Raw genomic sequence first — 6,516 nt, 5'->3', positions numbered from 1 at the left:
GTACGCCGCGTGGTCACCACGCGGCGTACCGGCCCTCGTCTCTTGGGGAAGGCGGCTCACTCGCCCCGGCTGCTCAGTCGCGCTGCGCCAGGCGGGCGTTGCGGCGCCCGTAGGTGAAGTAGACGACGAAGCCCACGAGCATCCACACCAGGAACCGCGACCACGTCTCGAGCGACAGGTTGGTCATCAGGTAGAGGCAGGCCAGGGCCGACAGCACGGGGATCACGGGGCTCAAGGGCACCCGGAACGGTCGCTTCATGTCCGGGCGGGTCCGGCGCAGGATCGGCACCGCGAGCGAGACCACGACGAACGCGAACAGCGTGCCGATGCTCACCAGGTCGGCGAGGTCCTTGAGCGGGACGAGGGCGGCGAGCAGCGCCACGAGCACGATCGTGCCCATGGTGATGCGGTACGGCGTGCCCCACTTCGGGTGCACCTTGGCCACCGCGGGGGGCAGCAGGCGGTCGCGACCCATGGAGAAGCCGATCCGACCCATGGCGACGATGTCGACGAGGATCACCGAGGTCAGGCCGGCCACCGCCGCGATCGAGATGAGCGTGGCGGCCCAGTCCGCCCCGACCGACTTGAACGCGCTGGCGATGGGGGCGCCCTCGTTGAGCTCGCCGAAAGGGACCATGCCGGTGATGACCAGCGAGACGCCGATGTAGAGCACGGTGCAGATGCCGAGGGTGCCGAGGAGGCCGAGCGGCAGGTCGCGGCTGGGCTTGCGCGTCTCCTCGCCGAGGTTCGCGACGGCCTCGAAGCCCGTGTAGGCGAAGAACACCACGGCGGCGGCAGTCAGGACCCCGGCGAAGCCGAACGCCGTCGGCTCGATGCCGAACACCGCCTGGCTCAGGGGCTGCTTGAGGCCCGAGACGCTCTCGGCGACCGGTCGCGACGGCGGCACGAACGGCGTGAGGTTGGCGCCCTTGACGAAGAACGCACCGGCGACGATGACGAAGACGCAGATGGCGACCTTGACGGCCACCAGGGCGTTGGTGACGCGCGCGCTCTCGCGGATGCCGACGATCGCGACGACGCCGAGCACGAGGACGATCGCGACGGCGCCCACGTTGACGGGCGCCTTCTCGCCGAACAGGGACGTGGGCAGGCCGAACAGCTCCTGCATGTAGCCGGACCAGCCGCGCGCGACGACGGCGGCGCCGAGCGCGAACTCGAGGATGAGGTCCCACCCGATGATCCACGCGAAGACCTCACCGATCGTCGCATAGGCGTAGGTGTACGCGCTGCCGGCGGTGGGCACGGCGGCCGCCATCTCCGCGTAGCAGAGCGCCGCCAGCAGGCTCACGAGCCCGGCGATGGCGAAGGAGAACACGACCCCCGGGCCGGCGTGGTTCTTGGCCTCGATGCCGGTGAGGGTGAAGATGCCGGTGCCGATGACGATCCCGATGCCGAACCCCATGAGGTCCACCGCACCGAGCCGCCGCCGCAGGTGGGTGACCTCGCCGCCGGCCTCGGTGCCCGCGTCGTCCGCCTGGGCCAGGACGTCCTCGACGGGTTTGGTGCGCAGGACCGAGTTGCTGGGATCTCTCATGGCCAACCACCCTAGGGTCGGCCGGAGGCAGCCGCCCGGCGGGCACCGCGCCCGTGGCCCGCAGGGGCGCCGCGCGCGCCGCGCCCCTGGCTGGACGCGGGTCCGCGCGTGAGAGGCTGATCCCATGCAGACGCCCACGCACGCCGGCTGGTTCGACGACCCGGAGGACGCCGAGCAGCTGCGCTACTTCGACGGCGTCGTCTGGACCAAGCACACCACCCCGCGCTCCACGCGTCAGGCCGCTCCCGCGCCGCTGCAGCCCAGCCAGCCCGCGTCGTCGGTCCCGCCGGGTCAGCCGTACGGCGCCCAGCAGCCCGGCGCCCAGCCCGGGGCCCAGTCCGGGGCCCAGCCCGGGGCCCAGTCCGGGGCGCAGCGCCCCTTGCCGCCGACGGCTCCGCCGCAGTGGCAGCACCCGAACCAGCAGTTCCCCGGGAGTCCCCAGCCCGGGCAGTGGATGCCGCCGGCGTACGGCGGGCTGCCCACGGCCCAGCCGAGCACCCCTGACGGGCAGCCGCTCGCGTCGTACTGGCAGCGGGTCGGCGCCTTCATCCTCGACTGGGTGGTCCAGGGCGTCCTTGCCGCGATCGTCGGCTACTACTTCCTCGCCAAGGCGATGGGCGACTACGTCGACCAGTTCAACACCATGGTGGGCAACGCCGAGAGCGGCCAGCAGCCGGACCTGACCGCGCTCGCCGACAGCATCGACACCCGCGCCCTGATGGCCTACAGCGTGGTTGCCATCGCGGTGTTCGTCCTCTACCAGACGTTCTTCCTCACCCGGTTCGGCGCGACGCCCGGCAAGCTTGCTCTCGGCATCAGCGTGCGCCTGCGCGACCGGCCGGGTCGCCTCTCGACGGGTGAGGCGCTGCGCCGTGTCGCCCTGCCGGTGGTGCTCTTCGTCGGACAGATCGTGCCGCTGCTCGGCGTGCTGGCCCTCCTCGTGCGCGTCCTCGACCTGCTGTGGGCCTCCTGGGACCCGCAGAAGCAGGCCCTGCACGACAAGGTCGGCCGGACCAACGTCGTCGTGGGGCGCGCTCCCCGTCCCTAGTCGGCTGCGGGGACGATGGTGCCCCGCACCTCGCCCAGCCCGACCCGGCTTCCCCCGGGTCCCGGCGCCCAGGCACGCAGCACGACGACGTCGCCGTCCTCGAGGAACGAGCGGGTGGAGCCGTCGGCCAGCGTCACCGGTTCCGCGCCGTTCCACGACAGCTCGAGCAGGCTGCCGCGCGTGCCGCGGTCGGTCCCGGAGATGGTCCCCGAGCCGAACAGGTCGCCGGGGCGCACCGAGGCTCCGTTGACGCTGAGGTGGGCGAGCATCTGGGCGGGGGACCAGTAGAGGTCCCGGTACTCGGGGCGGGAGACCACGGTGCCGTTGAGCTCCACCTCGTAGTGGATGTCCAGCCCGTACGCCGTGCCGTCACCGACGAGGTAGGGCAGCGGCTGGGGGTCCTGCGTCGGCAGCTGGACGCGGGCGGAGGCCAGGGCGTCCAGCGGCACGACCCAGGCCGAGATGCTCGTGGCGAAGGACTTGCCGAGGAAGGGCCCGAGCGGCACGTACTCCCACGCCTGGATGTCCCGGGCGCTCCAGTCGTTGAGCAGGACGACGCCGAAGAGGTGCTCGTGGGCGTCGTTGACCGACACCCGCTGCCCGATCACGGTCGAGCCGCCCACGACGAAGCCCAGCTCGGCCTCGATGTCGAGCCGGACGCTGGGGCCGTAGGTCGGCGCGGCCTCCGAGGGCGCCTTGCGCTGCCCGCTGGGGCGGACCACGTCGGTGCCGGAGACGACGACCGTGCCCGCCCTTCCGTGGTAGCCGATGGGCAGGTGCTTCCAGTTCGGAGTGAGCGGCTCGGAGTCCGGCCTGAACAGGCGACCCACGTTGGTGGCGTGCTGCTCGCTGGCGTAGAAGTCGACGTAGTCCGCGACCTCGAACGGCAGGTGCATCCGCACCTGCTCGAGGGGCACCAGGTAGGGCTCGACGCAGTCACGATGGCTGTCCTGGGTGAGCACCTCCGTCAGCCAGGCACGCGCCGCGCCCCAGGCCTGGCGACCCTGGGCGAGGAACGGGTTGAGGGTGGGCCCGAGCCAGACCTCACCGGACTCCATACCGGCGCGCTCGGCGCACGCCCCGGCGTCCAGGACGAGGTCGCCGACGCGGACACCCACGCGCGGCGCGGTGCCCTCGGTGGAGAAGACGCCGTACGCGAGGGTCTGCAGCCCGAAGGGGTGGTCGGCGGGGACGTCGAGATACGAGCGGACGGGGCCGGGGGCGGGGCTCGTCTCGGTGGTCTGGTCGGGCACGGTCAGGCTCCTTGGATGAGGCGGCGCGTCATGAGCTCGCTGATCGGGTCGGCGACCTCACAGCACCCGTATGCCGTGAAGCTCCTGCGGATGGATGCCACGTCGTGTGCGGCGAGGGCGCCGGCACGGCGGGCGAGGTCGTCGTCCGCCCGGTCCGCGAGGACTGCCGTGAGCAGGTCGGGGCCGTCGCCGGCCACGGCACGGTGGACCGCGAGCAGCACGTTGAGCAGCCCGTGCTGCTCGCCCTCGGCCCGGGTGCCGCGCACCAGGTGGTGCAGGCCGCCGGTGAGCTTGAACGGGACCTCGCGGCGTACCGCGGCTGCGACGAAGGCCGCCAGCTCCTGCTCGGTCGGCCACGGCCAGGTCGGGGTGGCGCCGGTGCGGAACTTGGCCTGCACGCCCAGGCCCTCGTCCAGTGCTCGCCGCAGGTCGTCGAGCGCCTGTGCCTGGTGCTCGTCGCGGTCCACCTCGAGGGTCAGCGGGAGCCCTTGCAGCTGCGCGTCCCGCCACTGCGGGGACCACGCCATCTCCACCCCGACCGGCGTCACTCCGCGGGCTGCGACCAGCGTGGTGACGGCGGTCTGCGTCTCCGCCGTCGTGACGCCGGGCCGCGCCACCAAGGCCACCTCGAGGGGTGGGCTCATTGCGGAGGACGTGCTCGCCACGACCGTCTCGAGCCGGCCCGCGTCGGCGACCGGGACGAGCAGCGGTCCCACGAGCGGCGCGTACGCGGCGGCCCGGTGGAACCGGTGGCGACGCACGGCCTCCCCGAGCGGGGCGTTGCCCGGAGGGAACACCGCCGCGTCGTCCACGAGCCCGGTGAACAGTGTCGGGTCGGCGACGCGCTGGGAGGCGGCCTCCGACGACGGTGTCATGGCGGCGAGGCTACTAGGGTGGCAGCGGGCCGAGGACCCGGCCCGCGGTCCCTCTGCGAGAGCGGCGGAGCCAGCCGACGAGACCACGACGAGGTGGACAGTGGCGCACTACCAGGCCATGGGTGACATCCCGCCCAAGCGGCACACGCAGCACCGGCGACCCGCCCGCGGCGGCCGCGCCGGCGAGCTCTACTACGAGGAGCTCATGGGGGAGGAGGGGTTCTCCTCCGACTCCTCCCTGCTCTACCACCGCAACATCCCCTCGACGGTGGTCGCGGCGCGGGAGTGGACCATCGGTGACCTGTCCACGACGCCAAACCACCCGCTGGTGCCGAGGCACCTCAAGCTGCACGAGCTGTTCACCGCCGCCGACGTCAAGCGCACCGACGTGGTGACCGGGCGCCGGCTCGTGCTCGGCAATAGCGACGTCCGCATCTCGTATGCCGTCGCCGGCGCTCCCAGCCCCTGGTACCGCAACGGCGTGGGGGACGAGTGCGTCTACGTCGAGCGGGGACGGGCCCGCGTGGAGACGGTGTTCGGCGCCTTCGACGTCGGCGAGGGCGACTACCTCGTGATCCCCCGGGCCACGACCCACCGGTGGATCCCCAAGCGCTCCACCAAGGAGCCGCTGCGCGCCTACTGCATCGAGGCCAACTCCCACATCGCACCGCCGAAGCGCTACCTGTCGCGCTACGGCCAGCTCCTCGAGCACGCCCCGTACTGCGAGCGGGACCTGCGCGGCCCGGCCGGCCCGCTGCTCGCCGAGGACATCGGGGCCAAGGCCGACGAGGAGACCGAGGTCCTCATCAAGCACCGGGGCAACGGCCCCGGTGGGATCGTGGGCACTGCGCACACGCTGCCGTTCCACCCCCTCGACGTGGTGGGCTGGGACGGCTGCCTCTACCCGTACGCCTTCAACGTCCGCGACTTCGAGCCCATCACCGGGCGGGTGCACCAGCCGCCGCCGGTGCACCAGGTCTTCGAGGGCTGGAACTTCGTCATCTGCAACTTCGTGCCGCGCAAGGTGGACTACCACCCGCTGTCGATCCCGGTGCCGTACTACCACTCGAACGTCGACAGCGACGAGATCATGTTCTACGTCGACGGCGACTACGAGGCGCGCAAGGGCTCCGGCATCGGCAAGGGCTCTGTCTCGGTGCACCCGGGCGGCCACGCCCACGGCCCGCAGCCCGGAGCGAGCGAGGCCTCGATCGGGGCGGAGTACTTCGACGAGCTCGCCGTCATGGTCGACACCTTCCGCCCGCTGGAGCTGGGGGAGGGCGGCCGGGCGGTCGACGACGGTGCCTATGCGTGGTCCTGGAGCCGTCCACGCACCTGATCCAGGCGTGCAACCGGCCTCCTGGAACCACCCGGGGCACCGAAGGCATTGCGCTGCAACAGTTCTCGCGCCGGGAGGGCCTCTGCGGCGGCTCCTCAGCCGCCAGCTGGAGGTGCCTGGGACCTCGATTTTGGCGTCTCGCCGATCATGGTCTACAGTTGAGTCATCGCCGAACGCCAAGCGCGCTTCGATCCCGGTGCCTCGCAGAGCGAGGACGGGATTTGACGCCCAAGTTGCGAAGCGAATAACCTACAACGGTTGCCCCGAAGACCTGAGCCGGAAACGGCGGGTTGATGGTGTGCGTCCGATCCTTGAGAACTCAACAGCGTGTCAAAAATCGATGCCAATTACCTCGTCTCTGGGGTGCCGGCTGCTGGCCTTTCTGGTTGGTGGTTTGGTGTTCTGGAACGAAAATCCTTTGGTTGAACATTGAATGCTAGTGATTT

At 71.4% G+C, this 6,516-nt stretch carries 5 protein-coding genes; 2 read left to right on the top strand and 3 right to left on the bottom strand.

From position 1 onward, the window contains the following. Positions 1-73: 73 nt before the first annotated feature. A complete protein-coding gene (locus tag AB4Z02_RS18720; RefSeq protein WP_441972858.1) occupies positions 74-1,555 on the bottom strand; it encodes an amino acid permease in 1,482 nt (493 codons plus the stop codon). A 124-nt stretch (positions 1,556-1,679) separates the two neighbouring features. Between AB4Z02_RS18720 and AB4Z02_RS18715 the strand changes: the two genes are divergently transcribed. Next, positions 1,680-2,603, top strand: a complete 924-nt coding sequence (locus tag AB4Z02_RS18715; RefSeq protein WP_441972857.1) for an RDD family protein — start codon at positions 1,680-1,682, stop codon at positions 2,601-2,603. On the opposite strand, the gene fahA is transcribed toward AB4Z02_RS18715, so the two are convergent. Both fahA and AB4Z02_RS18705 read right to left on the bottom strand, forming a co-directional pair. Beyond that, positions 2,600-3,856: a fumarylacetoacetase gene (gene fahA / locus AB4Z02_RS18710; protein WP_441972856.1), complete on the bottom strand. Its 1,257-nt coding sequence runs from the start codon at positions 3,854-3,856 to the stop codon at positions 2,600-2,602. The two genes, AB4Z02_RS18715 and fahA, sit on opposite strands and share 4 nt — an antisense overlap. Before the next feature lie 2 nt (positions 3,857-3,858). After that, the gene (locus AB4Z02_RS18705) at positions 3,859-4,731 is read right to left on the bottom strand and encodes a hypothetical protein (protein WP_441972855.1); all 873 of its coding nucleotides are present in this window, start codon (positions 4,729-4,731) and stop codon (positions 3,859-3,861) included. Positions 4,732-4,831: 100 nt separating this feature from the next. Here AB4Z02_RS18705 and AB4Z02_RS18700 point away from each other — a divergent pair, with 100 nt between their 5' ends. Then, positions 4,832-6,070, top strand: a complete 1,239-nt coding sequence (locus AB4Z02_RS18700; protein WP_441972854.1) for a homogentisate 1,2-dioxygenase — start codon at positions 4,832-4,834, stop codon at positions 6,068-6,070. The last annotated feature ends 446 nt before the right edge of the window (positions 6,071-6,516 follow it).

The organism is Pedococcus sp. 2YAF34 (genome assembly GCF_052114585.1).
Lineage (GTDB): Bacteria > Actinomycetota > Actinomycetes > Actinomycetales > Dermatophilaceae > Pedococcus.
Note: the sequence above shows the minus strand (reverse complement) of the source record. Positions and strands in the feature narration are given on the sequence as shown.

Excerpts from the sequence above, each read along its gene's own strand:
- AB4Z02_RS18720 (WP_441972858.1), bottom strand. The coding sequence starts at position 1,555 with ATGAGAGATCCCAGCAACTCGGTCCTGCGCACCAAACCCGTCGAGGAC.
- AB4Z02_RS18715 (WP_441972857.1), top strand. The coding sequence starts at position 1,680 with ATGCAGACGCCCACGCACGCCGGCTGGTTCGACGACCCGGAGGACGCC.
- AB4Z02_RS18705 (WP_441972855.1), bottom strand. The coding sequence starts at position 4,731 with ATGACACCGTCGTCGGAGGCCGCCTCCCAGCGCGTCGCCGACCCGACA.